This window comes from Desulfovermiculus halophilus DSM 18834 (assembly GCF_000620765.1).
Classification (GTDB): domain Bacteria; phylum Desulfobacterota; class Desulfovibrionia; order Desulfovibrionales; family Desulfothermaceae; genus Desulfovermiculus; species Desulfovermiculus halophilus.
The window spans coordinates 25586-50610 of sequence record NZ_JIAK01000007.1; the positions used below are offsets into that span (position 1 = coordinate 25586).

The following is a 25025-nucleotide window of genomic DNA, read 5'->3' on the forward strand; positions in this document are numbered from 1 at the left end:
ATGCAACCTACACGGCTCCACGCAGCTTGGCCCAGGCCAGGCCCAGATGCTCCCACATCGCCCGTTCCATGAACTGGATGTATCCGGCCTGGGGCAGCTGGTGTCCGATGTGCTTGGCCGAACGGTCGGGGTCGGTCAGGTAGCCGGCTGGGGCGGGGATCACCTCGAGGCCCTGCCCCTGAAACAAGGCAACGGCCCGGGGCAGATGAAAGGCCGAGGTAACCAGGATCACTGGTTCGCCGTCCCCTGCCCGTTCAGCCATCGCCGCGGCCTCATCCTCGGTGTTCATGGTCTGGTCCAGGGTGATCAGTCGGTTTGAGGCAATGCCCCAGGACTTGGCGACGTCGGCCATGAGCTCGGCGCTGCCCGGTCCGGGGGCATCCGACCCGCCGGAAGTGACCAGCTTGGCCCGGGGCAGGGCCTTGGCCAGCCTCACGCCTTCAGCAATCCGGTACAGGGACGATTCGCTCAGGCGGCTGACGGCAGGACGCTTCTTCCCTCCGTGCGCCCCTCCTCCCAGGACGACGATCCATTTCGCCCCTGACGGCGGATTGCGCAGGGGCTGATATCGCGATTCCAGATCGCCAAGGACCTGCTCTGGCAAAAATGGAGTGGACACCAGAAGGAGCAGGCCGGTGCCTAATAGCAACAGCCCATAGCCCGCTATCCGTGATCTGTTGGCCAGGAGCAGCAGGCCGGCAATGAGGCAGATCAAAATGATTGGAAGGGGCATGAGCATGCCCCCGGCGAACTTTACAAGGGAAAACATCATAGAACGTCCTTTGAGCAGGCAAATCAGCGCCGTTCCCCGTGGCTGTGATCACTTGCTGGTCTTGGTCCCGGAATAGGTAAGGGCGTTTTTGTCCTTGCTGAAGTAGCGGCCTTTGTCCCGGCCGATGACCCGGCCACAGGAACACATCAGCTTGTCCTCCCGAACCTGGACTTCATATCGCCTGCCGATCCGGTCCTTGTGGCAGCGCAGGACCTGGCCCGGTCCGATCTTGTGGTATTTGAATAGCTTCTGTTTGCAGCCCGAGCATTTGATGGTCAGCATGGAATGACGAAATATTCTGTCGTGTGCAGGCGTTAGTGAGGCGCAGGTAAAGATAAATCCGGCTTTCCTTGTACGCTAACTCCGCGAGTGGCATTTGATCCATGCGGCGTAGCAGCTGATTCAGTTTCATGCAATATCAGGGCTGGCCATAAAAAGATGTCTTCCCTCTTCTGGCCCGACCCGCTAGAGTTTGACAGAAGCGAGTGCCTGAGGCATTTTGCAATGAGAAAATAGCGTTAAAGTTATGCTTTTATAGGGTCGCATTATGAAATCAATCAGCCTGCGAAATGTTCCAGACGATATGTATGCCGCTTTGCAGGAGATGGCCCGGGAAAATCGGCGCAGTCTGCAAGAGCAGGTGAAGTATCTTCTGGAACAGGAAGTGAACCTTGTTCGTCAAAGCCCGACCTCCAGAGCCAGTGCTTGGCGAAAGAAGCTTGATTCCCGCAACTGTCTTGATATCCCAGAGCTCATCCGTGAGGACAGGAATCGATGATCGGCATTATCTTGCCCTAGGCCTTGAATAGGTGGGGAAGAGTGTTTACAGCTGACAAAAACATGCTGGAAGCAGCCAAGATTTTACATCTCAGTATTTGATAGCCATGCGTAACAAGAAAAAGACAAGCTGACGACCATGGACACATACACCATACTCAAACAGCTGTTGACCCAGATCCAAAACGGCAGCCTGGATGTGGAACAGGGGCTGGAAAAACTGCGCGACTTCCCGGTCATGGATATCGGGCACACCCGGATCGATATGCACCGATCACTGCGGAACGGCTTTCCGGAGGTGGTCTACGGCGAGGGCAAGACCCCGCAGCAGGTGGGGGAGATATTTCAACGGATGGAGGATCAGGCCAGCGTCTTAGCCACCCGGGTTTCGTCCGAGATGGCCGAGTATGTGCAGACCATCTGCCCGGAAGCCGAGTACAATGCCCTGGGCCGAACCTTGATCCGGGTCCGGGATGAAATCAGGCCCCTGGAGGGCGAGGTGGCCATTGTCACTGCTGGCACATCCGATCTGCCCGTGGCCGAGGAAGCGCGGGTGACCTGCGGGATGCTCGGCACCCGGGCAACCATTGTGTCCGACGTTGGGGTGGCCGGCATTCACCGTCTTCTGGACCGGCTCGCGGACCTGCGCAAGGCCCGGGTCATCATCGTGGTCGCGGGCATGGAAGGCGCCCTGGCCAGCGTCATCGGCGGTTTGGTATCTCAGCCCATCATTGCCGTGCCCACTTCTGTGGGATACGGCGCCTCCCTGTCCGGATTCACCGCCTTGATGGGCATGCTCACCTCCTGCGCCAGCGGGGTGAGTGTGGTGAATATCGACAACGGCTTCGGCGCCGCCTGTGCGGCCTGGAAGATAATCAACCTGATGCAGGCATGGGGGTGAGAGTGCGGAGAAGAGTTTGAAGAAGACCTGAAGCATGTCGCATTCCATCTGGTTCAGGTCAACGATGAGGAATAAGGACCTGATCTGCTATCTTGCGGGACTCATTCGCCCCGGATCCGGAACAGAAAGCAGCATCCCTCACCTGGTTGCACAATAAAAAAAAACGTGTTACCAGCTGTTCTCAGCTTGTGCCCGATAGAGATGTTGAGCCCCTGAGCCGGGCTCCTTCGAGGGCCGGGGCAGGCCTCTGTTATTTGGTGCTATTTTTTTGAAATTCGTGTGCAGTTTGTGGCCTTGCTGCTGCAAGCGGTGAATGGAGGAAGGCATGGATGAGTACAGGAGAGGGCAGACGTTACGGGTGCGAAAGGGGCATTATGCAGTGCACGCGAGAATGGCCGCCACCACATGGCTGATCCGGTTCATTGGTGCCGCATTGCTGCTCACCGCCGTCCAGGCCGGGGCTGAGGAGAACGGTGGGCACAAGGACGTGATGACCATGGAGGAGCTGACTGTGACCTCGGATCCGATCATTCAGCCCACCAGGCAGGCGGACGAGACCGTGTATACCGGGACCGAGATCACCACCAAGGGTATCGAGAGCCAGGGGGCCAAGGCCCGGACCAGTGTCTACGAGAGCATGGATGTCCTGCCCGGGGTGAATGTGGAGAGCGCGGATCAGTTCGGCTTGGGTGCGGAGCAGAGAAATGTCCGGGTCCGGGGGGTAAAGGGCTACTTCGGGGCATTGACTGTGCTTGGAGTACCCAACTACGGGGGCAATCCCATCGGCCCCCGGGACTACCTCTACGATATGGAGAACTTTCAGTCCGTTTCCGTGTACAAGGGGGCCGTGCCGGCCAATATCGGAACCGGCGTGGGATCCAGGGGAGGGGCCGTAGTCCTCAAGCCCCTGTGGCCCACGGAAGACTTTGGGCTCAAGCTGTCCCAGAACCTGGGCTCGGATTCGTATCAGCGGAGCTTTGTGCGCATGGATTCCGGCACTCTGCCCCGGACCGGAACCAGATTGTCCGCTTCCTATTCCTATTCTGAGGCGGAAAAGTGGAAAGGGCCGGGAGAGACCGGACCCAGAGACAACCTGAACATCGCCTTGACCCAGGATTTTGGGGACCTGGTGGAGGCCAAGCTGTGGGTGAACCACAACCAGCTGGACCAGGACCTGTACCGGGCCTTGAGGTTCGAACAGGCGGACAAGCTGTCCGACTTTCAGGATTTTGACTTCAACTCCCGGCTGAGCGGAGATCCGGCGCAGGATATCTCGTATTACAAATACAACCGGGGAAGCTACGAAAACACGGATGTCCTGGGCGTGGTGAATATCACCCCTTCCGACAGCCTGCGCCTGACCCTCAAGCCCTATCTTTCCAGGGAAGATTCCGAGATTTACGAGGGGACCCAGGCCAGGGGAGGCGTGGTCCAGAAGCGGGAACGGGAGATCGACCGGGAAGGTGCGATCTCTGAATTGTCCTGGGACAAGGGGGGCGTTCAGTCGGTTGTGGGTTACCTGTTTGAACGATCGGACATGGATATCTCATCCCGGGACTACCTTCCTGTCTCTGACGGCCTGGCCTACAGGGGAGCAGGGATTGTGGCCAGCCCCAGCGGGGACAACTACGTGCACAGCCCGTATGTCAAGCTCTCCGGCAGCCTGGGGAGCCTGGACTGGCAGGCGGGGCTGAAGTACTTCTATTACGACGAAGCATCCAGCCAGGGATATATTGATGCTGACGGCTCTCTGCAAAGAGCGGCGGACCTGGACCGGGAAGCCAGAACCTACGATATGTTTCTGCCCACGGCCGGATTGGGCTACTGGGCCTCGGACAGCATCTATCTCCATGCCAGCTACGGCAAGAACTTCGTCCGCCCCTACGCCTACATGCCTATTGTGGCCACCTACAACAATAACCGGAAGGACTTCCAGGACCAGGGCGTAACCCTGAACGACCTGTTCGACGGCTACGACATGGAAGAGTCGGACAACTTTGACCTCGGGGTCCGCTACTCAACTCCCTGGTGCGAGATCGCGCCCACCCTGTTCTATGCCGAGCACTCCAATCTGCTGACCCCGGTCTTTGATCCCAGGGTGAACCAGACCTACTACCAGAACGTGGGGGAGGCCACCAGCTACGGACTGGATCTGGAGACCAGCTTTTTCCTCCATGACAACCTGACCCTGTTCATCAATCCCACCTATACGGTCATGGAGTACGAGGATGACATCACTTTTCAGGGAGAGACCCTGGATACCGAGGGGAACCAGGTCATCGACACTCCGGAGCTCATGGTCCGCGGCGGCCTGATATTTAACTGGAAGGATCTGGAACTCATCCCCTCGGTCCGGTACACAGGCCGGCGCTACGGAGATGTGGCCCACAATGAGCGGATCGACTCCTACACCACAGTGGATGTTCAGGCCACCTATACCCTGGAGAAAGCTGTCCGGGACAGGGACCTCAAGCTGTCTCTGGAGCTGAATAATATCCTGGACGAGGAGTACATCTCCAGCATTACAGCCATGGACTACAATCAGGGCGGCGAGGCCAGCTATTACGTGGGGGCCCCGTTTTCCGCCGTAGTCTCGGCCTCTGTGGACTTCTAAATTTGGTTTCCTCGACCTAGCCTGTCGGTTTTTGGAGTTTGCCGTCTCTTCTGTGTGCCCACTTTCGGCCCGGTATTTTCTAACTCCCGCCAAAGGGGGATCCCTGCCCCCTCCCGGCTACTCACGTGCAGGTCACTGCTTTCTGTGTGACGAAAGCATATCATGCACGTGAGTGCCGGGTGGCGGGACCAAGAAAATGTGCGGGTCTGTCGCTCACGGCACACAGAAGAGACGGCAAACTCTTATTTATGCAATGCCACTTCCTGTGTCCAAGAGCCTAAAATTGTCATCCCCTGTCCCCCACGGTGAGCAAAACTCCGGCAAGTATTGCTCCGGCTCCGAGCCAGCCCAGGAGGGAGAAGGTTTCCCCCCACCAGAAATAGGCCACCACTGCCGCGGCCACCGGTTCCAGGGTGGCCACGATGGAGGCCCGGGAGGCCTGTAGCAGCTTCAAGCCGGCGTAATAGGCATGGTAGGCCAGGTAGGTGCAGACAAAGGCGATGGCTCCCAGGGCGGCCCAGGCTGTGGGGGTTTTATGGGCAAAGGACACAAATGGGGCCAGGAACAGGGAACCAATGGGCAGTAGATAGAGAAACAGGTTTGGGGCGGTGTAGCCTTTGGAGAACGGTTTGCCCAGGACATAATACATGGAGTAGCAGAATCCTGCGGTTAAGCCAAAGAGCACGGCCGGTATGCTCACACTGCCGTGAATACCTTTATTGCCCAGGGAGATGAAGGCCACCCCGGCAATGGTCAGAGCCACAGCGGAAAGCTTTACATAGGTCAGGGGCTCCATGAAAAAGATCCTGGCCATCACCGCCACCCAGGCCGGAGCGGTGTACAGCAGGACCGCGGCCAGGGCCGCCCCTCCGCTCTGCACCGAAAGCTGGAATGATCCGTAGAACATGGTCACTCCGGTCAGTGCGAAGAGGAGGAGAAGGGGGATGTCTTTTTTCTGCACCGATGTCTCTTGGGCCCAGATCGCCTGCCCCCCGAACAGGGCCCAGGCCAATACGCCCCGCCAGAAGGCAATTTCCAGGGGGGCGATCCCTTCTGCCAGGGCCAGCCTGGAAATCGGTCCGAGCAGGCCCCAGAGGACCGCGGCCAGGGCGATCAAAAGATAACCTTTGAGGTGCATAGACATGACCAAAACCAAATCCGGTTGGGGTTAGACATCCGGGCCAGCTGTGCCCTGCGCAGGGCACAACCACTACAGGATGATATGCTTTTTCTCAATCACAGAAGCAGGGCAAAGGCCAGAGTGAGAAGCAGGGGGGCACAAAAGTTGTCGTCCACCCGGGTCAGGAAGAGTTCGGCCAGGGTCAGGCCTGCTGCGGAGAGGATCAGGAGGATCCATCTGTCGGGCATGATCCAGGCGGTAGACAGCAGGCAGGCTGCCAGAAAGGCAAGGCTGCCCTCCAGGGACTTGCCGCCCCGGATTCTGATCCGGCCCAGCTTGGCGCCGATCAGGGCTGCGGCGGCATCCCCGGCCATGAACCCGGTATAGGCCAGCACGATATACTGGACAGGCAGGGAGAGGGCAAGACCAAAGACGAGGTAGGACAGGGTCAGAGAGAGGAAGTAGTAGGTGGCTCCGGTCAGGCCTTTGTGCTCATGTTCCCGCAGGATATCGGCAAAGAAGAATCCGTACACCCTGCCCAGGAGGGGATATCTCGGTCTGCACAGGTCCAGGAGCAGGTTGCAGAGCGCGAAGCCGGTCAGAGCCGGGGCTGCGGTATGAGCCGGAAGATACATGAGCAGGACCGGAACGGCCGCTGCGACCAGATGCAGGGCTTTTCTCTTGATTTCCGGGTCCATTGATCCCTCATCGCATTGGCGGGAAGAACGGGATGGCCGTCCGAACTCACGCCATGCAGCGGAACAGGGCGACCACCCCCATTCCGGCCACAATGGCCCCGACAAAGCTGTCGGTCCATTTGGCCACGGCAAAGGTGGGCAGAGCGGCCCAGAGATAGACGTTGTCCGCCTCCAGGTTGAGCCTTTTGTCGGTCAAAACCAGGGAGGGCACAAGCATGGCGGCCAAGACTGCGGCTGGTACGAGCTGGAGCCATTTGACCAGCCAGGGGGAGAGGGTTTTGGTGGACAAGGCGGTGATCGGCAGCAGCCTCGGCCCGTAGGTGACCGCCATCATGCCGACAATGATCAGGAAGATCGTGAATTGATCCATGTTTCTGCTCCCAGTCCCAGGCTGGCGGCCACCACAGTGGCCAGAATGACATTTGCTTGGGACAGCCCGGCCAAGGCCAGGCCCGCTGATAGCAGACCCGCCAGGACCGCGGTTATCCATCTGCCTGGGGTGGTCAACTGCCAGGACAGCAGGACCATGAACATGGCCGGCAACGCATAGTCCAGGCCGATGGGTTTGACGTCAGTGATCAAGGAGCCGGCGAACAATCCAAGAAATGAACCGGCCAGCCAGGCGGCCTGGGCGGTCATGTTGATGGCCAGGGTTTCTGTCTTGTCCGTTTCTCCTTTTGGAAATCTGCTGGAGTGCAGGGCAAAGGTCTCGTCAGTGAGCTGAAAAGCGAACATGGCCTGCTGCCACCTGGTCCAGGAGCGCAGGTATGGGGCCAGGGCGGCGGACATGAGCAGGTGACGGAGGTTGACCACAAAGGTGGTCAAAATGACCGAGGCCGGGCCGGTCCCTGCGGCCAAGAGGCCCACGGCAACCAGCTGGGCCGAGCCGGCGAAGACCAGCAGAGACATGAGCAGGGTGTTGGCTGGAGACAGCCCGCTTTTCTGAGCCAGGACTCCGTAAGCGAAGCCAACCGGCAGATAGCCAAGAACGACCGGAAGGGTCTGCTGCATGGCCCGAAACAGCCAGCCGGGCCCGGCGGTGGGAGAGGTGTTGTGAATCCGCATGGTCTGCATCCGTGGTTGTGGCTCTTGGACCCTAAAAATGAATTGTTTGCACCAACCTGCTGGCCCAGACTGTACTGGCCCCGCTTTCGGCCCGCTATTTTCCTGATCCCGGCACAGGGGGTGCCTACGCTGCGCCTTGAGCCGGGGACGCGGCTTCCCGCCGCAGGGCCAGAAACCAGGGAATCAGATACGCACACCCAACTATGCCGCCCAGGACCAGGGCCAGAGCGGCGCCGATGATTCCTACCAGGTCCAAAAAGTGAATGGTGACGATCAGGACCAGGATCACGGTGCTTACCTGGGCCACGGTGGCCTTGGTGATCGGGGCGGAGATCTCAGCACTGACCAGAACTCCCCTCTGCAGACTGACCATGACCCAGAGAAGGGGGATCAAGGTCATGATCTGAACCGGAGGTGCAGCAAAATCGGCAAGCTGGACAGACAACCCGGATATCTGGTGAAACCAGATGGTACTCAACGGGGTGAAGGCGATCAAGCCCAGTCCGCCGCCGGCCGCCAGGGCCAGAAGAGAAGCGAAATTGCGCAGGGGAGTATAGTTTTCCTGCTCGTCGCCGATAAGGGCGATAATGACTTCCTGGTAGGAAATGCTCAGGCTGATGAAGACAAAGACCAGGGAATGGACCACCGGGAAAACGGCCAGGGATTCAATGGCCATTTTGCTCTGGCCCAGAAAGAAGGTGACCACCGGGCGGACCCCGAGGGCCAGGATGGTGGTCAAGGCCAGGGGATAGTAGAACTTGCTTATTTTGGCCCAGGTCAGGGGGACGCGCCGGATGTTCTCCTGCCCTTTGAGCGTGCTGACCACGCCGGAGGCCATCCTGCGGGTCGCCGCGGCCTCGGCCAGGACTCCGGCGGCCAGGGAGCAACCGCCGACCAGGGCCCCGGGAAGATCGGACCACAGCGCGAGGAGCAAAGCCGTGCCCCCCATGCCTGCGAGGCGGACCACAGTGCCCAGGGCAACGAACCTGGTCTTGTTGTTCCTGATCAGGAGCCCCTGATAGAACCTGCGGTATCCAATGGCTCCTGGCCAGGGGATGAGGGCGATGCAGGCCAGATGAGACAGGCGGGCCACATCGGGCGGGAGGTGAATGATCTTTTCAGCCAAAACGGTAAAGACCGGGGGGAGGGTCAGAATGCACATGGCCAGGGTGATGGCCGCGCTCAGGACGTAGACGAAGCGCTTCATCGCGGCCATGGAGGCCCGATCCCGCACCAGGGCGGTTGTTGCGGACATGACCATGATGATCGGGGCTTCGACCATCAAAGCCACAGAAAAGGCCACACCGTAGGAGGCCAGGTTCAGGGTCGGGTCCACCAGCCGGGCTATGATTGCGCTGAGAAATGGACCTTCCGCAGCCATCATCAGCCAGGTGGCCGCCAAGGGAAGCCAAAAGACGAAGATTCGGCCCAGGGTGAGCCGGTGCGGCTGTGTGTGCATATATGTCTGTGCTGGATCTCGAGTTGCGGGCATGGATCGCGGGGATAAGGACGAGAATCTAGAGGAGCCCACCCGGGCTGTCAAGACTATCCATTGTGCAGGCTGGGGGGGAGCATCCCGGGATGCTGCGGTTCACAGGCAGTTCACCAGGACCTTGAGGGCACCTTTTTGTCCGGCCCGGTGCACGGCCGCAGCGATATCGGTCAGGGGGAAGACGGCCTCAATCAAGGGGCGGACGTCGATCCACTTGCGGGCCAGAAAATGAACGGCGAGGCCTATGTCCCCGCATCTGGAACCGAGAATGGAGATCTCATTGACCACTACCCGGGACATATCCAAGGTGGAGTCTTGATGGGAGGTGGTCTTGACCACCACTGTGCCTTCCGGACGGACCAGATCCATGGCGGTGTGTATCCCCTCGGTTCGGCCGGTGCACTCCACCACCAGGTCGAATCTTGGATCGAGACCGGAGGGGTGGGTCTGCGGAGGAAGCAGGACAGTGGAGATGCCCTGCCGGGCGGCGATGTGCAGCTTTCCGGGATGGCGGCCGAAGAGGGTCAGGCCGGGGGTATAGTGGTCAAGGGCCAGGGCGCAGAGCAGGCCCAGCTTTCCGTCCCCGACCACCGCAGCCCTGGTTTGGGCCGTGACGTGCACCTGCTGGGTGACTTCCAGGGCCGCAGCCAGGGGTTCGGCGAACACGGCTTCTTCATCGGCCAGATTGTCCGGAAGGGGGTAGAGGTTGGCGGCAGGGACCAGCACATAGTGGGCAAAGGCGCCGCTGTGCTCCCTGATGCCCAGGACCCGGCGCTGAACGCAGTGGCGCTGATCACCGCGCAGGCACCACGGGCAATGTCCGCAGCCGAGGTTGATGTCGGCCACTGCCCGGCTGCCGACAAGCTCCGGCCTTTCTGGGGATTGGACCACCCGGCCCACGAACTCGTGGCCGGGAGTCCCGGAGAACTCCGCATACCCGGCCAGGATCTCCAGGTCGGTGCCGCATATTCCGGCCAGATGGACCCGGAGCAGGGCCTGGTCCGGCTCGGGCTCGGGCTTGTCTTTTTCCTTAAGGATCAGGCTGCCTTGATCAATTGCTGCGGCCAGCATATGGTCCTCCCTCGTTTTGGAGCATCTGAATCAGCCTGCGGTCTGCGGATGGAAATGGATAGCTGGACAGAGAGCTTGCAGATGTCCACCGGGCCTCAGTGGCGGCATGCAGGACTGGCTCCTGTCCGGGTCGGGCCAGGGTGCACCAAAAGACGTGCAGGGTGACCCGGAATCGTGTATAGCTGTGCTTGATGAGGGTGATCTTGTCCTCAACCCGGATATCCAGCTCCAGCTCTTCCCTGAACTCCCGGATAAGGGCCTGCTCTGGACTCTCCCCCGGCTGCAGCTTGCCTCCGGGAAACTCCCACAGATTGGCCATAAGACCCTGCGGCGGCCGTTTCTGAATCAGGATGCGCTCCTGATCCACCAGCACGCCGGCAGCGACCTCAATGGCCGTGCTTTTTCTTTTAGAGGGCAGAACTGGACGGGCGTGGACCTTGTCCGCGGCCAGGCTGCGGCAGAATCCGGTGATCGGGCATGAGGAGCAGGCCGGGCTCCGCGGCAGACAGACCAAGGCTCCGAGCTCCATAACCGCCTGGTTCAAGCTGGGGGACTGTCCTTGGGGGATAAGGTCCTTCATTGCGCTGTGGACCGCTTTCTGGGCCGGGGAGAACTTGATGGGCTGGCTGATATTCAGGATCCTGGCCATGACCCGTTGGACATTGGCATCCACCACAGGCACATTCCGGTGAAAGGCGAAGCTGGCTATGGCCGATGCAGTGTATGGCCCGATGCCGGGCAAGGACAGCAGGGCAGACAGGCTGGAGGGCAGCTGTTCATTGTGCTTTGCGCAGATGATCCGGGCCGCGGCCTGGATATTCTTGGCCCGGGTGTAATAGCCAAGCCCTTCCCAGACTTTGAGCAGGCCGCTTTGATCCGCATCGGCCACTGCCCGGACATGGGGAAAGACACGCATCCAGTGGTCAAAATAGGGCACCACCCGCGAGGCCTGGGTCTGCTGGAGCATGATCTCCGAAATCCAGACCCGGTACGGGGTCGGCTCCCGCCTCCAGGGCAGGTCCCGCTGGTTGCGGGCGTACCAGTCCAGTAGCCTGGAGCTGAGGTCCGCGGCGGCCGGGGGAAAGAGATGCCCGGTGCTGGGTGATTGATCAATCATATACGCAAAAACTCCACAAAGACGTCATGCCGAAAGTCTCGCATATCGAAGTCAGCCGAGCCGAATCAGGGCAAAAGCTCCTCCAGTTCCTGGCGCGCCAACTGCAGGGGCAGGTTCCCCGGTCGGCGGTCATGCGCTGGATCCGGACCGGCCAGGTTCGGGTGGACGGAGGACGGTGCAAGCCCTTTGGGCGAATCAAGCAGGGACAAACGGTCCGCCTGCCTCCTTACGTCAGCAGTGAGGAGACAACCGGACTGAGCGGACAGTCTGCAAATCCATTCGCCCTGCAAAAAGTGGATGAGGACGACGAGGTCCTGGTCCTGGCCAAGCCACCGGGACTGGCCGCCCAGCCGGGGACCAAGGTCACAGACAGCGTGAGCAGCCGTCTGGAGGTCGAGTACGCCCACACCGACTGGATCCCGGCCCTGGTCCATCGTCTGGACATGCCCACTTCCGGCCTGCTCCTGGTGGCCAAGACCTATGCCGCTCTGCAGCACATGCAGGGCCTGTGGCGCAGCGGGGCAGTGACCAAGATTTACCTGGCCTGGGTCTGGGGGCATCCGGACTGGCCGGAGTGGGAATACCTGGCCGATGACCTGGTCAAGGTCAGGGACGGTCGGGAGCAGACGGTCCGGGCTTTGGCCTGGGGGCGCACCCTGCGCCGGGGCGAACAGGCCTCACTGGTCGCCGTGCGGCTGATCACCGGGCGCAAGCATCAAATCCGGATCCAGATGTCCAGGCGGGGCTTTCCGGTTGTCGGCGACCGCAAATACGGCCCGGGCAAGAGCGGGGGGCAGGGTCTGCTCCTGCATGCAGCGGTCCTGGGCTGGGAAGACAGGCGGTATCACCTTGCTCCGCCCTGGGAGGCTCCGTATGGCGTTTCCCAGGAGGATATGGATGAATTCTGTCTGGAGCCAAAGCACTACTGATCATTCCGTTTCCTGCGGGGCCAGGGGGCCGGGCAAAGCCAAAGCAGGGCATGCACCGCTGCCTGAGCCGCGGCAGGCCCTATATGTCCGGGAGGTCCCTGCGCCGGACTCCGAGCCGGGAGAACCAGTGCATGTGCTTTTTCATGTAGGAAAGGCTGTACTCCAGGTCCTCCTGGCAGTGGGGCTCCAGAGTGAACGTGGGGCTGAGCTCGAGAAATTCAAGGCCGCCGAAGAGATCGGACCAGGGAATGCAACCCTGTCCCAGGCCGAGATGCAGATCAGCGATCCCGTCGTTGTCGTGCAGGTGGAGATGCCTGAGAAAGGGGCCGAGGGTCTGGATCCATTGGGCCAGGTTCTGATACTGTCCCCCGTTGCCATAGCTGGCCCAATGCCCGATATCAAAACAGAATCTGATCTTTTGGGAGTTGAGCTCACCCATGAGATCGGCCAGAGGTCGAGGGTCGATTTCCCGGACGTTTTCCAGATACAGGGGCGGGTGATCCGGCCAGATCTCCAAAGCCGACTCCCAGGTGGTGATTGCCCGGTTCAGCCATTTGGAGAACATGTCAGTATACAGGGGAATGAAGTAGGCGTGGCCGACTAGATAGCGCGGCTTGTACAGCTTGGCGATGTGCATGGCCCGCTGCAGACGTTCCCGGGTGGCCTGGAGGATCAGGGTGTCCATGCTCCCGGGCTGCAGGTCGTGAAAGGGAAGATGAATGGCACAGGCTTGATTGGACTGCTCCAGCCTTTGGGCCAGTTCTTCGTGCCATGCTGTGTCCTGCTCGTCCAGGGCAATGGCATCCAGGCCCAGCTCCGGGCTTATATTGTGGCGAAGAAAAAAATCGAGGTAGTACGTGTTTTCTGAGAGGTAGCGGATAGGCAGATTGACATAAAAGCACCCCATGGGTCACCCCTTTGAGCCTTCCTCCTCAGCCGCGGCAAAAAGGCTTTGCTTAGTGAAGAGCGATTCCAGACTGAAGCCCTGTTCAGCCAGAGCCTCAGCGCCCCCTTCCTGGCGGTCGAGGACAGTAAGGACCTGGGCTACCTGCAAGCCGGCCTGCTGCGTGCGCTGACAAGCCGCGAGCACGCTTCCTCCGCTGGTGACCACATCCTCCAGAACGGTCACTTTGGCCCGCTTGGGTATGTTGGCCAAGCCTTCCAGGTACTGGTTGGTCCCGTGTCCTTTGGGGTTCTTGCGAACAATAAAGCCAGGCAGCGGGCGATTGTGAATGTGGGAGAGCACACTGACCGCGCTGACCAGGGGATCGGCCCCCAGGGTCATCCCCCCGACGGCATGCACCGAATCGGACAGGCTGCGGAAAAGGGTCAGCCCCAGGAGGTAGGCGCCCTCCGGATGCAGTGCGGTCTGTTTGCAGTCAAAGTAGTAGTCGCTTACCCGCCCTGAGGTCAAGGTCACCTGACCCGGAATGTAGGATTTTTCCAATAACAGCCTGGCCAACCTGGCAAGAGGATCAGTCATGCTCTGCTTCCTGGAACACGCGGTTAAAGATGTAATCTTCGCAGCGCAGATAGTACCCGGGATCGAAGAGCTGGTCCAGCTCTTCGGATGTCAGGTAGGTGCCCAGCGCGGGATCGGCCCGAACCAGATCCGGAAAAGAGGTCTTGTTCTCCCAGGCCTGCATGGCCACAGCCTGGACCATCTCGTAGGCCTTCTGTCTGGTCAGCCCCTTGTCCACCAGGGCCAGGAGGATCCGTTGGGAAAAGTACAGGCCGAAGGAGCCCTGCAGGTTGCGGTCGATGTTTTCCGGAATGACGTGCAGATTCTGGAGGACGGAGTCCAGCCGTCTGAGCATGTAGTCGACGAGGATGGTGGAGTCGGGCATGATCACCCGCTCTACCGAAGAATGGCTGATGTCCCTTTCGTGCCACAGGGCCATATTCTCCATGCCGGCCAGGGCGTTGGACCGCACCAGGCGGGCCAGTCCACACAGATTTTCGGCTGAAATGGGGTTCTTTTTGTGCGGCATGGCCGAGGAGCCCTTTTGCCCTTTGCTGAAGCCTTCCTCCAGTTCCCGGACCTCGGTCCGCTGCAGGTGACGCAGCTCCAGGGATAGCCGTTCTATGCCTCCTGCGATAAGAGCCAGGGAGGTAAAGTATTCCGCGTGCCGGTCCCGCTGAATGATTTGGGTGGATATCGGGTCCGGCCGCAGGCCGAGGAAGCCGCAGGCCTTGGCCTCCAGTTCGGGCAGCAGGTGGGCATAGGTGCCAACCGCACCGGATATCTTGCCAATCCGGATCTGATCCACGGCCCGGGCCCAGCGTTCTTTGTGCCGGGAGAACTCGGCGTAGAAGTTGGCAAGCTTCAGTCCGTAGCTCAAGGGCTCGGCGTGAACCCCATGGGTTCGCCCCATGGCCAGGCGGCCCTTGTGGGTCTGGGCCATGTGCTGCAGGGTATGCAGCAACCGGTCCAGATCGGCGGCTATCAGCTCTCCGGCCTGGACCAGGAGCAGGGCGTTGGCCGTATCCACGATGTCCGAGGAGGTACAGCCCATATGGATGAATCTGGAGGCCGGACCGACCTTTTCTTCCACAGCGGAGAGAAAGGCGATGACATCATGCTTGGTCTGTTCCTCCAGGCTCAGGATCCGGTCCAGATCGAACCCGGCCCGGGTCCGGATCTCCTCCATATCCTGGGTGGGTATCCGACCCAGCTCGTGCCAGGCCTCACAGACCGCAATCTCCACCTTGAGCCAGGCCTGGAACTTGTTTTCCAGGCTCCAGATAGAGCCCATCTCCGGGCGGGTATAGCGTTCAATCATGGTAAGCGTAGGATTGCAAAATGGTTGGGGCGGATTTGAGGAGATGGCTGGAAAGGTCCGGTGTGACAATCGCGGGCCTTTCCGTCATCAGATAAGGCAATAGGCATCCTGTGGGTTACGAGTCCTGGGTGCTGGCCGTCTTGCTTCCTTCAGCCGAGCTTGTCGTGCCGGTGGAACTTTCAGCGGTGCTGCTCGCGGCGGTGGACTCTGTGTCGGTTGTCTTCCCGCCGTTTCCGTTGCCTCCGTTCCCGGATGCGGATTCGCTTCCCCGGGCATAGTCGGTGGCATACCACCCGGATCCCTTCAGAATGAATGCGGTATTGGAGATCATTCGTTTTGCCCGTCCACCGCAGACCGGGCAGGTCATTTCCTTTTCCGTGAAGTCTTTCTGCCACTCTTCGAACAGATGTCGGCAGTCTTCACATGAGTACTCGTAGATAGGCATGGCGCCCTCCTCAAAACCAAACTCCTAGGCACATTGTTAGAGGTGAACTGCACACATCCAAGGTCGAAGATATGAATAAATCCTGTATTTCGTTCGTCAAGTCCTTGACTGAGTCTAGGATTTTTTGGCTTCTGCCTTGGCTTCCTTGATCCGTTGCTTGATCCGCTTTTCGCGACGCTTGCGGCGCCGGTCGAGCTCTTTGTATCGTTCGATCTTTTTGTGACCGCCCATAAGACCTCCGTTTCAAGAATGTATGAACCCAAATATTTACCAAGGATTTTCCGGATTGTCCAGGACAAGCTCCGGGGCTGGGGCATCAGATCTTTTCCAGATCATATTCCCTGGTGCCCAGTCCCAGCCTTTGGCCCAGGTCCAGGAGGGCCCTGCCCTTGGTCCCGGGATGCAGGGTATCCAAGACATGCCGGGCCGGTTCCCGGTCGGCGTTTCTGGAAGCTGCGGCCTGCACAAGGTCCAGGGCGGCCTGGTCCAGGGCGACAGGATCGTAGGAGGCCAGAATGCCGATATCGGCGCAGATCGGGGCCTCGCTGTAATGCTTGCAGTCGCATTTTGGGGTGACCTGGAGCAGGAAGCTGAAGTGGAGCAGGGGCCAGGTGAAGGCAGTAAGGAATGCGCCGGCATACTCAGCCATTTTCTCCTGGAAGGTGTGCAGATCCATGTCCCAGTTCAGGTGCAGACACTCGTAATTGCAGGCCGTAATGCAGTTGGCGCACCCGGTGCAGGCGGCCTGGTCCAGGGTGATGGTCCCGCTTTCGTCCAAGGCCAGGGCGCCAGGGGCGCAGACCTCGACGCATCGCCCGCAGCCCACGCATTTCGAAGCATGAACCTTGGGGCCCAGGCCGCAGTGCTGGTGCATCTTCCCCTGCCTGGAGGCGCAGCCCATGGCCAGGTTCTTGATTGTTCCCCCAAAGCCGGTGAGTTCATGACCGGTAAAATGAGTGATGGTCAGCATTGCATCGGCATCCAGGAGGTCCCCGGCCAGATAACAGTGTTCGAAATGGGGCCCGATCCCGGGTACTGAGATCTGGTTGTGGCTTTTCAGCCCGTCGGCAATGAACACCGGGGCCCCGATGCGCAGAGGGTCGAAGCCGTGCATGGCGGCCAGCATGGAATGGGACGCTGCGTCCTGTCTTTGGCCCGAGTACAAGGTGTTGGTATCGGTGAGAAAGGGATGGGCCCCCGCCTTGCGCAGGATGTCCACCAGGGGGATGAGCCAGTGGGGCTGGACAAAGGCTGTGCCCCCCTGCTCCCCGAAGTGGGTCTTGACGGCGACTAGGTCGCCGGCATGTATCTGGGCCCCGAACCCGGTGGCCTTGAACAGGCGGCGCATGCGTCGGCTGTACGAGGCCCTGCCCGAGGCGTCCAGGGGCCAGAAAAATACTTTGGATGGCTGTTTGTGGCGCACAATCTCCTCCGGGGTGTGCGGTCAGAGTTCAGGACATCCCTGACCGCCAGGGCAATCTTTTGGTCCTGGGGTGTATGGTTGACAGGGGACAGCAGCGGTTCGAGCCCGGTTCATATGACGCCCGGTGAGGTTCGATCAAAGTAACCGCTCAAGGTGTCCACACATTCAAGGCCAAAGCTGGAGAAACCGGCTTGTTCCATGATGGTGTGGATGGACTCCGGCTGAAAAAAGGCTGCGTCCCGCTGACTGCTGTGGATATGCAGCAGGCAGCGGCCCTGGTCCACAATCCGAATCCGGAAATGGGACAGACCCATGGCCCGGAGAGCGTCTTCAGCCCGGCCCACCTGGGCCAGCATGCGGTTGGTAACCATTTGTCCGTAGGCAAACCTGGTCATCAGACACGGCCTGGAAGGCTGCTCTGCTTGTTCAAGGCCCATGTCCCGGGCATAGGCCCGGATCTCCTCCTTGAGGATGCCCGCCTCGGCCAGAGGGCTGACCGCCCCCTGCTCCCGCAGGGCCCGACGGCCGGGCCGATATTCTGTCCGGTCCGAGAGATGGGAGCCGTCCACAACCGTCTCCCGGCCTGTCCTGCCCAGGGTTCGCAGGCGTGCGAGCAGGGCGGTCTTGCAATGGTAGCAGCGGTCTCTGGGGTTTTCCCGGACCTCTAAGACGTCCAGGGGGGAAAAGGAGGCGACAGCCGAGGACAGGGGCAGGCCGGGCAGCAGGTTCCGAGCGGCCCGGGCTTCGTCCGGAGAAAGATGTGGACCTTCCAGGAACACGGCGAGATAATCCAGTCCCCAGTATCCGGCAAACCAGGCCAAAAAGGAGCTGTCCACCCCGCCGGATGCCCCGATGATTCCAGGCTGAAGCTTGATCAAAGTATCGCGCAGGGTCTGCAGCTTTGCGTCCATGGTCAGCATAGGACTCATCTACCAGAGAATAAGGGCCTGAACAATAATTGATCTTTCTCTGGTTTTGATTCACAACAGCCCTGTTTGGAGGGCAGAAAGGGGATCAGCAAGGCAAGGAGAGTCGCAGATGCGGGTTGATGCAGATGTGCTGGTGGTCGGCGGCGGACCGGCCGGTGGCAGCGCCGCCTATTTTCTGGGGCAGGCCGGGTATCGTGTCCTGGTGCTGGAGAAGGAGCGGCTGCCCAGGTATAAGGTCTGTGCCGGAGGCGTCCCCGGATCTGCGCTGAAAGAGTTCCCGTTCTCCTTCGACCCGGTGGTGGAGCAATGGGTGCAACGGATGACCTTCATACACGGCAGGGCCCAGACCACCCACCGGCTGCCCGAGGACTCCCTGGCCATGGTTATGCGGGATCGGTTCGATCAGTATCTCCTGGAACAGAGCCGGGCAGAGATTGTGGACAGTTCTCAGGTCCTGGAGCTGACCCAGGACCTGGATGGAGTAAGGGTGCGTGTAGCGGGACGGTCCAGTCCCATACGGGCCTTGTACGCCATTGGGGCCGATGGCCCCAACTCCAGGGTGGCCCGGAGCATTGGGTTGCGCAGGTCCCGCAGAATGGGCGCGGCCATGGAGGCAGAGGTCGATCCTGATCCGGCCGTTATTCAGAGCTTCCAGGGCCGGGTTGTTGTGGAGCTGGGCAAGGTGGACTTCGGGTATGTCTGGATATTTCCCAAGGCCACCCATCTCTCGGTGGGCATCGGGTCTATGACCAAGGGGGCCCATTCCCTGCCCCGGCATTTCATATCCAGCATGGACAAAATGGGGATTGATCTGCGCTCGGCCAAGCTGAAGGGGCATCCCCTTCCAATATACCTCAAACCGGAACCTGTGCACAAAGGCCGGGTCCTGCTGACCGGGGACGCTGCCGGGCTGATCGATCCATTGACCGGAGAAGGTATCCGGCATGCCATTGAAAGCGGCCGGATGGCGGCTGAAGCCATCCGGCACAACAGCATCGAGGACTATACGCGGCGCATTCAATGCAACATCGGCCGGGATATGGGCTGGGCCGCAAGATTGGCCTGGGTTCTGTACACCTGGCCCGGCCCCTGTTTTCATTGGCTGGTGCGGCACAGGCATGTCTTCCGGGATATGATCCGGATCGCCAACAGCCGGCTGTCCTATAAACAGGCCTTCAGCCGTGTGCCCCTGTACGCCCTGCTGGCCTTTGAACGGGCCAAGCTGGAGAGATGAGGACCGCCCTGGCAAACAGGGCAAACGTTTCTGAATGAAATTTCCCGGTTCTTCGACGTAGCCTGTGGATTTTTGGAGTTTGCCATCTCTTCTGTGAGCCCACTTTCGGCCCGGTATTTTCTAAGCCCCGCCAAAGGGGGATCCCTGCCCCCTCCCGGCTACTCACGTGCAGGTGACTGCTTTCTGTGTCGAAGAACCTTTTCTTTCTTCGGTTTCGTAATCGCTATCGGGATCGGGATCGATATCCATAAACTGAGGGTTCCTGCTGCACAGAATGACATATTCTTTCGATTTCGATAGCGATCCCGATAGCGATTTGGATTATCCCAACTATTAACTAATAACAGTTTTTCATGCTTCGTTGTGCCTGCGCTTTGGCAGGCATGTAGGTTTGTATGTATGCAATTCCACTTTCTGTGTCGAAGAGCCTTTTTCCCTTCCCGGGTCAAGGAGCCATAAAACCCAAGGAGAAGCCCTGTGGTCATGACAGCAGCCGGACATGCGCAGCAGGACTCAGCCTGCACTGCTCGGAGGCGCAGATTCCGTCTGACCTGCCTGCCCCATGAACGTCCGGCGGTGGAAGCCCTTTTGGCGGCCGAGGGGTATGCCTTTGAGGCCGAACCATACCTGGCCTCCGCCCGCTGCCTGAGGACAGAACCCAAACCCCTGGGGGCTTCTGCCGCCGCGGCATTTGGTCTTGTCTACATCCTGGACAAGTCTTCCATGCTCCCCCCAGTGTGTCTGGGGGCCCGGCCGGGGGAAGCGGCCCTTGATCTCTGTGCAAGCCCGGGCAGCAAGACCGGGGTGCTGGCCGAGATGGTCGGCGACAATGGCTTGGTGGCGGCCAACGAACCAAAAAGGAAGCGCTACCAGACCCTGCGTCAGAACCTGCAGCAGCTCAATCTGGTGCAGGCTGCGACCACCGGATATCCGGCCGAGGACTATCCCGGACCGGGGCGATGGACCAGGATCTTGCTCGATGTCCCCTGCAGCGGATGGGGGACGGCGGATAAGAATCCCAAGGTCATGTCGCTGTGGACAGAGCAGACCATCAAGCCTTTGCTGTCCCTGCAGCGCAGACTCCTGACCAGGGCGGCCGCCCTGTTGGCTCCGGGCGGGCGCCTGATCTACTCCACCTGCACCACCAATGTCCAGGAAAACGAGGACCAGGTCGGGTGGGCGGCCGCAAAGTTCGGCCTTCATGTCCGCTCTTTGCCGGCTGCTCCGGGCTTTGTCTTCGATCCTGTGGAAAACCAGAAGGCCAAGGGCGCTTTGCGGGTCAACGGCCCGGCTTCCGGGGGACAGTCCTTTTTTGTGGCTGAGCTGGGTCAAGGGGGTGAGTCCTGTCCGCCCCCTGAGGCAAGCGTTTCCGGGTCAAAGCATGTCCGGGTAGCTCCGGACGTCCTTTCCAGGCTCAAGGTGGAAGTAAACTGGCAGGGCTTGCCCCCGGGCCGGGCAGAGATGGAAGGGGAGAGGCTCGTCTTCCGGCCCGATTCCGGGCTGGACACGTTAGATGGCCTGAGCTGGCAGGGTACGGTGCTAGGTCAGGGACGAACCGGGCTGCGCCTTTCTTCCAGGGCCAGACGGCTGGTGCCTGAGATCGGAGCCGGGCCCTCCCTTGTTCTGGACCGGGTCGACGAGCTGCACCGGCTTCTGCAGGGACAAAGTCTGCCCGCCCCAGGTCCAGGGCCCATGGCCGGCTTGTACTGGATGGATCTTCCCCTGGGCTGGGTCACGGTCAAGGGAAGGCGCTGCATGTGGACGGGACGGTAGAATACAACTGTGCAGGAGACCGAGGCAGGATGCCTGATGGGAAGGATCTGCCCAGGGGGACGACGTCCCCCTGGGCAGGCGATGTCAGTGTCGGTTATTTGGGTTCGTACCCCAGGTTTTCGGCTTCCTCTCTGTACCCCAGGTCCCAGAGGGCTTTGCGGTAGATCTTGAGATATTCCTTGCCTTCAGGAGTCTTCTGGCATTCTTCCAAAAGGAGCTTCTGGCCCACTTCCCGGGCCTTTTCCTGGTCTTCCTCGCTCCAGGTGATGATCTCGATGTCTTCCATCTGCTTCCACTTCTGCTTGGCCTTGAGCTCGTCGACCAGGACCATGGCCGCCATATACCGGGCCCGGTCTCTGGCTGCGTAGACGATGTCCTTGTGCTCCTGGGAAAGGGCGTTCCAGGCGTCGGGATTGACCGTCAGGGGGAAGTATTCGCAAACCCCGTTCTGGAAAGCGGGGTCCACGACGTAATTGACCACTTCGTGGAAGCCCATGCGCATGTTTTCATCCCAAAAGGTCCATTCCGCGGCGTCGATGTTCTGGGTTTGCAGGGCGGTGTAGATCTCCGGGGCGGACAGGGACACCGTGGTCGCACCCAGGGCATTGTAGAACCGGGCACCGAATCCGGAGGTCCTGATCCGCAGCCCCTTGAGGTCCTCAATGGAACGGACAGGCTTGGTGGACATCAGCTGCTCGTAGATCGGGCTGACCATGGCGTGGCCCAGGTACTTGATATTGTGCTTGGCGTAGAGGCGTTCCCACCACTCAAAGAGCTGCTCATTGACATAGGCGCCTTCGGCGTATGTTCCCAGAGGGCAGCCGGGACGGGTCTGGAGGGTGAAGAGGGGGTCTTTTCCCGGCCAGTAGGCGCCGTAGACCATGGAGGCCTGGACAACATTCATAGCCAGGTTGTCGAAGGTCTCAAAGACCGGGAACAGGGTGCCGGCCGGAAAGGGTTGGATCACGAACTCCCCGTTGGACAGGGTCTCTACGGTCTCGCAAAAGACCTCCGCGATCTTCTGCTGCTCGGTTCCGGGCATGGCGTGGGTAACCAGCCTCCAGTTCACTTTTGCGGCCCAGGTTGTGCCCACAGAGGCCAGGACCAGTCCACAGGCCAGCATGAGTGCCAAAAGCTTCTTCTTCATGTGATTCTCCTGCGTTACGCGTTGTACTCCTTGTCCAATACACCTGGAGAGATGTATTGGTTTCCCCCTAAGCCGGTGTCATGTCCTCGGCACGTTCTGTTGGGCCAGGCCCAAGGCGATCCACTTCTTGGCCGAAAGCCCTTCTTCGTGCCGGGGGCTTTGCGGGTTGAGTCAGCAAGGTCTCCGGCGTGCCGGGTCATCCGAGAAGCAACTGCGGAAGCCAGAGCACGATGGACGGGAAAAAGAATATCAACAGTATACCCAAAAACTGGAGCAAAAGAAAGGGAATGCTTGCGCTGTAGAGATCAGTGATTCTGATATCCCCCGGGGTGACTCCCTTGAGATAGAACAGGCTGAAGCCGAAGGGAGGCGAGATATATCCGCACTGCAAAATGACGTTGAAGGCAATGCCGATCCACAATGGGTCATAGCCCATTTTGGCCAGGATTGGGGCCACTATGGGCACGGCGAAGAAGATGATTGCTCCCGGCTCCAAAAACATGCCCAAGATGAAGAAAAAGAGAGCAGATACAAGCAGGACCACCGTAGATCCGCCGGGCAGATTCATGGCGATCTGCTCCACCAGCCGGCTGCCCCCCACTCCGGAGAACACGGATCCAAATGCAGTGGCGCAGATCATGACCAGCCCGACCATGGAGGTGATAAGCAGGGTGTCGTAACAGGAGGTGTACACGATCTTCCAGGTCAAGCGTCTTTTGACTGCTCCGATGATCAGGGCGCCGGCCGCGCCGAAGGCCGCCGCCTCCGTGGGGGAGGCGATGCCCAAAAGGATGGTTCCCAGCACGAGAATAATCAAAACGGCCGGGAGGAAGACGCTCTTCACCGCCAGGAGCTTTTCCCAGGCTGTGGCCCTGTCTTCCGCAGGCAGGGCGGGACAGAAATCGGGATTCATGAACGCCCGGATGAGCACATAGCCGATGTACATCACTGCCAGCAGAAGGCCGGCCATGATCCCCCCGGCAAAGAGGCCCCCAATGGAAACCCCGGTTACCGCGCCATAGAGGACCATGTTTGTGCTGGGGGGGATCAGCTGTCCCAGAGTTCCAGAGGCCATGACCGATCCCAGGGACATCTTCTTGTTGTAGCCGTGCTTGAGCATCTCCGGCAGACCGATGAGCCCGAGGCCGATGACTCCGGCGGCGACCACCCCGGAAATGGCCCCTAGAAATGCGCCCACAATCACGGTTGCGATGACCAGGCCGCCCCGCAGGCCTCCCGACCATTTGTAGAAGGCATCGTAAAGGTCTTCCACCACGTTTGTCTTCTGCAAAATATAGGACATGTAGATAAACAGGGGAACGGCAATGATCACAAAGTTGTTCATCGCTCCCCAGGCCGCGGAGACCAGGATGTTCAGGGCCCCTGCCCCCCAGAGCAGGTAGGAAAAGACTATGGCCACAGCGCCCAGGGAAAAGGCGATGGGGACTCCTGCGGCCAGGAGCAGAAACAGGACGGCAAACATCAATAGCGGGTAGAATTCACTGCCCATACAAATGTAATCCTATACGTTCTCTGCGGGTGCAGATTTTTCCGGACGGGAGAAGATCAAGGACAGCATGTCCTTGAAGGCCTGCCAGGAGATGAGGGCGCAAGAGATGGGGATGATCCATCGATACCACCAGACATAGGGGTTAAAGGGGGTCTGATGGGTGGATCGTTCCATCATCTGAAAAGAGCGGATTGCGGCTGGAACGCTGACATAAAGGAGGACCAGGGCGACGAAGAGAACGACCAGCTCGGAAAAAATGCCCAGGACACGCTGCCACTTGGGGGAGAGATAGTGGTTGACCACGTCCACGGCGACATGCCGTTTCTCCAAGTGGGTGGCTCCTGCTCCGAGCATGAAGAAGGACCCGAACAGGAAGAGGGAGATTTCAAAGGTCCAAATAGGTGTTTTCCCGAAGAAAAACGCCTTCAGGGAGCTGTAGACGATGCCAGCGATAAGGGGAAGAATGAGCAGGGAAACCAAGCGGCCGAATGACTTCATTCGCTATCTCTCCTTGGCCACTTTCCAGTGGCGGCCTGTCCAGTGCGGGCTGCGGCCCTGTGATTGCTTCGATTCTGTACAGCGGATGGCCCCGGGGGGGAGCGGTCCGCACTCAACGGTCCATAGAGAACCACTCCTTTCCCGGAGTGGCAAAGTCTTTTTGTTCTTGGGGCGTGGTCCGGCGAATTTCGAATTCGCAGCAGTCGTCTCCATCCGGAAGCGCCTTGTGGTGGATCAGCTTATAGTCCGGATTGTATCCCATATACTTGGCTGTATCCATATAGCAGTACAAACGGCCGATCTTTTCCTCGCCGTACTCCTTCCAGACCTGCCCCATGATGCAGCCGTATGCGCAGATGCGTTCGTTTCCCTCCGAATCCTCGTGCTTCTCCCATTTTGCATGCATGCCGGGGATGTCAGGAAGGGCATAGGAGCGGCCGTGTTCAAAGTTTTCCGGAGTAGCCGGGAGGCCTTGGGCTTCTACCTCCTCCTTGGTCTTTTCCCCGATCTTGATCGCGTAATCCTTGATGGCCTCGGAGATGATCCGGGTCCCTTGTTCTTCCCCCAGGGCATCGATAATCGCCCTGGCATAGGCCATATGCAAAAGGCCGATCCGGCGGGAAGCGCTGGCCAGGGCCCGGATGGCCTGGTCCAGGTCAACCGAGGATGTATTCTGGTTCTGCATGCACATCTTTCCTTGTGTCTATGGTGTGATCAGCGGTGAAGC

The 25025-nt window shown here is 59.8% G+C and carries 25 protein-coding genes; 6 read left to right on the top strand and 19 right to left on the bottom strand.

Annotated elements, in window-relative coordinates:
- Window positions 1–7: 7 nt before the first annotated feature.
- Together N902_RS0103750 and N902_RS0103755 are read right to left on the bottom strand one after the other, a co-directional pair.
- Window positions 8–772, bottom strand: a complete 765-nt coding sequence (locus N902_RS0103750; protein ID WP_027369844.1) for an ElyC/SanA/YdcF family protein — start codon at window positions 770–772, stop codon at window positions 8–10.
- A gap of 48 nt (window positions 773–820) precedes the next feature.
- Complete coding sequence (locus N902_RS0103755; RefSeq protein ID WP_027369845.1) at window positions 821–1054, bottom strand: hypothetical protein; 234 nt, start codon at window positions 1052–1054, stop codon at window positions 821–823.
- 265 nt (window positions 1055–1319) lie between these two features.
- Between N902_RS0103755 and N902_RS0103760 the strand changes: the two genes are divergently transcribed.
- The 3 genes from N902_RS0103760 to N902_RS0103770 all read left to right on the top strand — a co-directional run bounded on the left by N902_RS0103760 (window position 1320) and on the right by N902_RS0103770 (window position 5064).
- A complete protein-coding gene (locus N902_RS0103760; RefSeq protein ID WP_027369846.1) occupies window positions 1320–1550 on the top strand; it encodes a FitA-like ribbon-helix-helix domain-containing protein in 231 nt (76 codons plus the stop codon).
- Window positions 1551–1688: 138 nt separating this feature from the next.
- Window positions 1689–2450, top strand: coding sequence for a nickel pincer cofactor biosynthesis protein LarB (gene larB / locus N902_RS0103765; RefSeq protein ID WP_027369847.1), 762 nt, complete (start codon window positions 1689–1691; stop codon window positions 2448–2450).
- A gap of 391 nt (window positions 2451–2841) precedes the next feature.
- Window positions 2842–5064 (top strand): TonB-dependent receptor, encoded by a 2223-nt coding sequence (locus N902_RS0103770; RefSeq protein WP_034621522.1) that lies wholly within the window; start codon window positions 2842–2844, stop codon window positions 5062–5064.
- A 286-nt stretch (window positions 5065–5350) separates the two neighbouring features.
- On the opposite strand, the gene N902_RS0103775 is transcribed toward N902_RS0103770, so the two are convergent.
- The 7 genes from N902_RS0103775 to mutY all read right to left on the bottom strand — a co-directional run bounded on the left by N902_RS0103775 (window position 5351) and on the right by mutY (window position 11627).
- Window positions 5351–6202 carry a DMT family transporter gene (locus N902_RS0103775; protein WP_027369849.1) on the bottom strand — a complete coding sequence of 284 codons (852 nt, stop codon included), beginning with the start codon at window positions 6200–6202 and terminating at the stop codon, window positions 5351–5353.
- Window positions 6203–6300: 98 nt separating this feature from the next.
- Window positions 6301–6882 carry a diacylglycerol/polyprenol kinase family protein gene (locus N902_RS18570; RefSeq protein WP_027369850.1) on the bottom strand — a complete coding sequence of 194 codons (582 nt, stop codon included), beginning with the start codon at window positions 6880–6882 and terminating at the stop codon, window positions 6301–6303.
- Between the two features lie 46 nt (window positions 6883–6928).
- On the bottom strand, window positions 6929–7252 hold the full coding sequence (locus N902_RS0103785; RefSeq protein WP_027369851.1) for an AzlD domain-containing protein: 324 nt from the start codon (window positions 7250–7252) through the stop codon (window positions 6929–6931).
- Window positions 7228–7947: an AzlC family ABC transporter permease gene (locus tag N902_RS0103790; protein WP_051564297.1), complete on the bottom strand. Its 720-nt coding sequence runs from the start codon at window positions 7945–7947 to the stop codon at window positions 7228–7230. Before N902_RS0103790 ends, N902_RS0103785 begins: the two co-directional genes overlap by 25 nt.
- A 124-nt stretch (window positions 7948–8071) precedes the next feature.
- Window positions 8072–9406 carry a hypothetical protein gene (locus N902_RS0103795; RefSeq protein ID WP_027369853.1) on the bottom strand — a complete coding sequence of 445 codons (1335 nt, stop codon included), beginning with the start codon at window positions 9404–9406 and terminating at the stop codon, window positions 8072–8074.
- A 132-nt stretch (window positions 9407–9538) separates the two neighbouring features.
- Complete coding sequence (locus N902_RS0103800) at window positions 9539–10510, bottom strand: MDR/zinc-dependent alcohol dehydrogenase-like family protein (RefSeq protein WP_027369854.1); 972 nt, start codon at window positions 10508–10510, stop codon at window positions 9539–9541.
- The gene (gene mutY / locus N902_RS0103805; RefSeq protein WP_051564241.1) at window positions 10491–11627 is read right to left on the bottom strand and encodes an A/G-specific adenine glycosylase; all 1137 of its coding nucleotides are present in this window, start codon (window positions 11625–11627) and stop codon (window positions 10491–10493) included. The genes N902_RS0103800 and mutY overlap by 20 nt, the downstream gene beginning before the upstream one ends.
- Window positions 11628–11653: 26 nt before the next feature.
- Here mutY and N902_RS0103810 point away from each other — a divergent pair, with 26 nt between their 5' ends.
- Window positions 11654–12556 (top strand): RluA family pseudouridine synthase, encoded by a 903-nt coding sequence (locus tag N902_RS0103810; RefSeq protein ID WP_027369856.1) that lies wholly within the window; start codon window positions 11654–11656, stop codon window positions 12554–12556.
- Window positions 12557–12635: 79 nt separating this feature from the next.
- On the opposite strand, the gene N902_RS0103815 is transcribed toward N902_RS0103810, so the two are convergent.
- From N902_RS0103815 to larE, 6 genes are all read right to left on the bottom strand, one after another.
- The gene (locus tag N902_RS0103815; RefSeq protein WP_027369857.1) at window positions 12636–13463 is read right to left on the bottom strand and encodes a sugar phosphate isomerase/epimerase family protein; all 828 of its coding nucleotides are present in this window, start codon (window positions 13461–13463) and stop codon (window positions 12636–12638) included.
- 3 nt (window positions 13464–13466) lie between these two features.
- On the bottom strand, window positions 13467–14039 hold the full coding sequence (pyrE, locus tag N902_RS0103820) for an orotate phosphoribosyltransferase (RefSeq protein WP_027369858.1): 573 nt from the start codon (window positions 14037–14039) through the stop codon (window positions 13467–13469).
- Complete coding sequence (gene purB, locus N902_RS0103825; protein WP_027369859.1) at window positions 14032–15339, bottom strand: adenylosuccinate lyase; 1308 nt, start codon at window positions 15337–15339, stop codon at window positions 14032–14034. The genes pyrE and purB overlap by 8 nt, the downstream gene beginning before the upstream one ends.
- 115 nt (window positions 15340–15454) lie before the next feature.
- On the bottom strand, window positions 15455–15784 hold the full coding sequence (locus tag N902_RS0103830) for an FmdB family zinc ribbon protein (RefSeq protein WP_027369860.1): 330 nt from the start codon (window positions 15782–15784) through the stop codon (window positions 15455–15457).
- A gap of 316 nt (window positions 15785–16100) precedes the next feature.
- On the bottom strand, window positions 16101–17207 hold the full coding sequence (locus N902_RS0103840) for a DUF362 domain-containing protein (RefSeq protein ID WP_034621527.1): 1107 nt from the start codon (window positions 17205–17207) through the stop codon (window positions 16101–16103).
- A gap of 110 nt (window positions 17208–17317) precedes the next feature.
- Window positions 17318–18127, bottom strand: a complete 810-nt coding sequence (gene larE / locus N902_RS16280) for an ATP-dependent sacrificial sulfur transferase LarE (RefSeq protein ID WP_051564243.1) — start codon at window positions 18125–18127, stop codon at window positions 17318–17320.
- Between the two features lie 118 nt (window positions 18128–18245).
- Here larE and N902_RS0103850 point away from each other — a divergent pair, with 118 nt between their 5' ends.
- On the top strand, window positions 18246–19370 hold the full coding sequence (locus tag N902_RS0103850; protein WP_027369862.1) for a geranylgeranyl reductase family protein: 1125 nt from the start codon (window positions 18246–18248) through the stop codon (window positions 19368–19370).
- 483 nt (window positions 19371–19853) lie between these two features.
- Window positions 19854–21143, top strand: a complete 1290-nt coding sequence (locus tag N902_RS0103855) for an NOL1/NOP2/SUN domain family protein (protein WP_084287784.1) — start codon at window positions 19854–19856, stop codon at window positions 21141–21143.
- Window positions 21144–21237: 94 nt separating this feature from the next.
- On the opposite strand, the gene N902_RS0103860 is transcribed toward N902_RS0103855, so the two are convergent.
- The 4 genes from N902_RS0103860 to N902_RS0103875 all read right to left on the bottom strand — a co-directional run bounded on the left by N902_RS0103860 (window position 21238) and on the right by N902_RS0103875 (window position 24983).
- Window positions 21238–22290 carry a TRAP transporter substrate-binding protein gene (locus tag N902_RS0103860; protein WP_027369864.1) on the bottom strand — a complete coding sequence of 351 codons (1053 nt, stop codon included), beginning with the start codon at window positions 22288–22290 and terminating at the stop codon, window positions 21238–21240.
- A gap of 196 nt (window positions 22291–22486) precedes the next feature.
- Window positions 22487–23800 (bottom strand): TRAP transporter large permease, encoded by a 1314-nt coding sequence (locus N902_RS0103865; protein WP_027369865.1) that lies wholly within the window; start codon window positions 23798–23800, stop codon window positions 22487–22489.
- A gap of 12 nt (window positions 23801–23812) precedes the next feature.
- Window positions 23813–24298 (bottom strand): TRAP transporter small permease subunit, encoded by a 486-nt coding sequence (locus N902_RS0103870; protein WP_027369866.1) that lies wholly within the window; start codon window positions 24296–24298, stop codon window positions 23813–23815.
- Window positions 24299–24410: 112 nt separating this feature from the next.
- The gene (locus tag N902_RS0103875; protein WP_027369867.1) at window positions 24411–24983 is read right to left on the bottom strand and encodes an L-2-amino-thiazoline-4-carboxylic acid hydrolase; all 573 of its coding nucleotides are present in this window, start codon (window positions 24981–24983) and stop codon (window positions 24411–24413) included.
- Window positions 24984–25025: the final 42 nt, after the last annotated feature.

What these genes read in the sequence shown, in the direction of transcription:
- N902_RS0103800 (WP_027369854.1), bottom strand. Translation starts at nt 10,510, where the DNA reads ATGCTGGCCGCAGCAATTGATCAAGGCAGCCTGATCCTTAAGGAAAAA.
- N902_RS0103755 (WP_027369845.1), bottom strand. Translation starts at nt 1,054, where the DNA reads ATGCTGACCATCAAATGCTCGGGCTGCAAACAGAAGCTATTCAAATAC.
- N902_RS0103790 (WP_051564297.1), bottom strand. Translation starts at nt 7,947, where the DNA reads ATGCGGATTCACAACACCTCTCCCACCGCCGGGCCCGGCTGGCTGTTT.
- larB (WP_027369847.1), top strand. Translation starts at nt 1,689, where the DNA reads ATGGACACATACACCATACTCAAACAGCTGTTGACCCAGATCCAAAAC.
- N902_RS0103855 (WP_084287784.1), top strand. Translation starts at nt 19,854, where the DNA reads ATGACAGCAGCCGGACATGCGCAGCAGGACTCAGCCTGCACTGCTCGG.
- N902_RS18570 (WP_027369850.1), bottom strand. Translation starts at nt 6,882, where the DNA reads ATGGACCCGGAAATCAAGAGAAAAGCCCTGCATCTGGTCGCAGCGGCC.
- pyrE (WP_027369858.1), bottom strand. Translation starts at nt 14,039, where the DNA reads ATGACTGATCCTCTTGCCAGGTTGGCCAGGCTGTTATTGGAAAAATCC.
- N902_RS0103785 (WP_027369851.1), bottom strand. Translation starts at nt 7,252, where the DNA reads ATGGATCAATTCACGATCTTCCTGATCATTGTCGGCATGATGGCGGTC.
- N902_RS0103795 (WP_027369853.1), bottom strand. Translation starts at nt 9,406, where the DNA reads ATGCACACACAGCCGCACCGGCTCACCCTGGGCCGAATCTTCGTCTTT.
- larE (WP_051564243.1), bottom strand. Translation starts at nt 18,127, where the DNA reads ATGCTGACCATGGACGCAAAGCTGCAGACCCTGCGCGATACTTTGATC.
- N902_RS0103860 (WP_027369864.1), bottom strand. Translation starts at nt 22,290, where the DNA reads ATGAAGAAGAAGCTTTTGGCACTCATGCTGGCCTGTGGACTGGTCCTG.
- mutY (WP_051564241.1), bottom strand. Translation starts at nt 11,627, where the DNA reads ATGATTGATCAATCACCCAGCACCGGGCATCTCTTTCCCCCGGCCGCC.
- N902_RS0103870 (WP_027369866.1), bottom strand. Translation starts at nt 24,298, where the DNA reads ATGAAGTCATTCGGCCGCTTGGTTTCCCTGCTCATTCTTCCCCTTATC.
- N902_RS0103830 (WP_027369860.1), bottom strand. Translation starts at nt 15,784, where the DNA reads ATGCCTATCTACGAGTACTCATGTGAAGACTGCCGACATCTGTTCGAA.
- N902_RS0103815 (WP_027369857.1), bottom strand. Translation starts at nt 13,463, where the DNA reads ATGGGGTGCTTTTATGTCAATCTGCCTATCCGCTACCTCTCAGAAAAC.
- N902_RS0103865 (WP_027369865.1), bottom strand. Translation starts at nt 23,800, where the DNA reads ATGGGCAGTGAATTCTACCCGCTATTGATGTTTGCCGTCCTGTTTCTG.
- N902_RS0103770 (WP_034621522.1), top strand. Translation starts at nt 2,842, where the DNA reads ATGGCCGCCACCACATGGCTGATCCGGTTCATTGGTGCCGCATTGCTG.
- purB (WP_027369859.1), bottom strand. Translation starts at nt 15,339, where the DNA reads ATGATTGAACGCTATACCCGCCCGGAGATGGGCTCTATCTGGAGCCTG.
- N902_RS0103810 (WP_027369856.1), top strand. Translation starts at nt 11,654, where the DNA reads ATGCCGAAAGTCTCGCATATCGAAGTCAGCCGAGCCGAATCAGGGCAA.
- N902_RS0103775 (WP_027369849.1), bottom strand. Translation starts at nt 6,202, where the DNA reads ATGCACCTCAAAGGTTATCTTTTGATCGCCCTGGCCGCGGTCCTCTGG.
- N902_RS0103875 (WP_027369867.1), bottom strand. Translation starts at nt 24,983, where the DNA reads ATGCAGAACCAGAATACATCCTCGGTTGACCTGGACCAGGCCATCCGG.
- N902_RS0103760 (WP_027369846.1), top strand. Translation starts at nt 1,320, where the DNA reads ATGAAATCAATCAGCCTGCGAAATGTTCCAGACGATATGTATGCCGCT.
- N902_RS0103750 (WP_027369844.1), bottom strand. Translation starts at nt 772, where the DNA reads ATGATGTTTTCCCTTGTAAAGTTCGCCGGGGGCATGCTCATGCCCCTT.
- N902_RS0103850 (WP_027369862.1), top strand. Translation starts at nt 18,246, where the DNA reads ATGCGGGTTGATGCAGATGTGCTGGTGGTCGGCGGCGGACCGGCCGGT.